The 2,487-nt window shown below is 32.7% G+C and carries 2 protein-coding genes; both read left to right on the plus strand.

Going from position 1 to position 2,487, the window contains the following annotated elements; translation table 11 throughout:
• Positions 1–382 precede the first annotated feature (382 nt).
• Positions 383–586 carry a hypothetical protein gene (locus F6K22_RS38640; RefSeq protein ID WP_293110215.1) on the plus strand — a complete coding sequence of 68 codons (204 nt, stop codon included), beginning with the start codon at positions 383–385 and terminating at the stop codon, positions 584–586.
• A gap of 922 nt (positions 587–1,508) precedes the next feature.
• The coding region (locus tag F6K22_RS38645) for an ABC transporter ATP-binding protein (RefSeq protein ID WP_293110216.1) at positions 1,509–2,487 on the plus strand (979 nt) is incomplete at its 3' end.

The following is a 2,487-nucleotide window of genomic DNA, read 5'->3' on the forward strand; positions in this document are numbered from 1 at the left end:
AAAACTAAAAGTCAACATCAAATTCAAAGTTTTTTTGTTGCTTAAATTGATTAATAACGAAAAACCACCCAAATAAAATGACAACGCTATTATACCAAAAAAGCTGTACAAATACGAATGATAATATGAAAGAGGAGGCTAATAAAGCTGAATTATTTAATTAATAATTATTCGGTAAGATAAAGGTCGGATAAATATGAAAATTATTAATAGAATTACAAAGCCAATATTTGTTAGTTGCACAGCTCTGGCATTAATATTTGGTTCTTTCACTAAAGAAGTAAATGCATAAAATGTAACATCAGCTCCAGGAGGTAGCACAGGTTGGGAGCCTGTTTCTACTACAAATTAGTCAGATTGTGCAGCTAAAGCAGTACAGAAAATGAGCAGTTTAGTAGCAACAGGACTAATCAAAACTGTGACTGGTGCCTCTTCACGGTATGCAAGAGGCAATGCTGTTTTTAATATTATCTGCCACAAGGATGGTAAGTATGTTAGGGTTGATGTTATATGTTTTGGTGCTTGTGTGAATGACACTTTTGATATTCGTTCCCAGATAGAAAAAATGCTGAGAAATGGTTGGTAAGTCAAACTTGAAATTAAAATTCAAATTCCAAAAAATAAAAATTCTTTTAGAATTTGGTTTTTCCAACTCCTCAACTATTCTTGCTTTTACATAACAGATATAAGACTTACGCACCAGACTATATATATAGCGTTCAAAACTAAAGCGTTATAGTTTTTCAACTCTATACATAGGGTTTGCGTATGGAAAGTCTTTTTGTGAGGGTAGGTCGAATTACATAACAGATATAAGACTTACGCACCAGACTATATATATAGCATTCAAAACTAAAGCGTTACAGTTTTTCAACTCTATATATAGGGTTTGCGTATGGAAAGTCTTTTTGTGAGGGTAGGTCGAATTACATAACAGATATTAGAATTTAATTACTTTGATATTTAATCAGCCAGACCTACATGGTATCTTTGCCTAAGTCCTGATATAATTGAGCTACAAATAAGACTTACACAGAAACACTATATGTAGTTAGTGATAAATTAAAACAGGACTTACGCAAAGGTACTGTATATAGAGTCTAAAAACTATAGTGCTATAGTTTTGAACGCTATATGTATGGTCTGGTGTGTAAGTCCTATTAAAACTATAACGTCTTAATATATGTAGTGTTTAGAAGTCAAAAATGGGTAAATCCTGTGTACAGCAATTTTAATATAATTAGACTTTGTAGGGAGGTTCCATGGAACCTCCCTACAAAGTCAGGAATGACGCAAATATACTATATATAGAGTTAAAAAACTATAGCGATCTAGTTTTGAACACTATATGTATAGTATATTTGCCTAATTCCTAAAAGTTTTGATTGTGACGTGAAGTCCTCTATACTAGAAAGCCATGAAAAAAGCAAGTTTCTAGGTTTTGATACCTAATTGCTAATTCAGTTTATGCTAAAAAATAAGATATTAATTGTATAAGCTGAATCTTTATGGAATCTACTGTCAATTTTCCCATTGAAGAGAAAACACCAGAAAAATTGCCAGTGATAGAAACTACTAATTTAGGTAAATTGTACCGGACTGGCTTTTGGATGAATCAAAAAATAGAGTCTCTTAAAAACTGTAATTTGAGAGTTTATCAAGGGGAAACTTTTGGACTTTTGGGACAGAATGGTGCAGGTAAAACTACCCTACTTAAAACTTTATTAGGAATTGTACGCCCTACGTCTGGATCGGGAATTTTATTAGGGCAACCAATAGGCGATCGCTTAGTTAAGGAAAAAATTGGCTACTTACCAGAAAATCCTTATTTTTATGACTATTTAACTGGATGGGAATTTCTGGAGTTTGTAGCAGGATTATTTCAAATACCAACGTCAATACAAAAACAAAGAATTCCAGAGTTACTTGAGTTAGTTGGATTATCTAAATCAACAGCTATTAGAAAGCAACTACGTCAATATTCTAAAGGTATGTTGCAAAGAGTTGGCATGGCACAAGCTTTGATTAATGACCCAGAGTTAGTTTTTTTAGATGAACCTATGTCAGGTTTAGATCCAATGGGGCGTTATCAAATCAGAGAAATTATTGTCTCGCTCAAAGAACAGGGAAAGACTATTTTTTTTAATAGTCATGTTTTATCAGATGTGGAAAAAATTTGCGATAGGATAGCTATTCTTGCTGAAGGAGAATTAATTTGTATCGGTACTTTAGATGAAATATTAGGCACAAATGAAACCTATTATGTCAAGGGTAAAAGTGGTAATCTGGAAATACTTAAACAATGGATACCAGATTTAGAATTTGAGCATAATTTTTGGCAAGGTCATTTGCAGGGAAACCCCCAAGAATTTTTAGTTAGTCTGGGATTAATGAAAGCTACATTAATTAATATGAATATAGAAAGGATTAGCCTTGAAGAGTATTTTATGCAGCAACTGCGAGAACGGGGAGTTTTTTCTAGTCATT

This window comes from Okeania sp. SIO2F4 (assembly GCF_010672385.1).
Classification (GTDB): Bacteria; Cyanobacteriota; Cyanobacteriia; order Cyanobacteriales; family Microcoleaceae; genus Trichodesmium.

Excerpts from the sequence above, each read along its gene's own strand:
- F6K22_RS38640 (WP_293110215.1), top strand. The coding sequence starts at position 383 with ATGAGCAGTTTAGTAGCAACAGGACTAATCAAAACTGTGACTGGTGCC.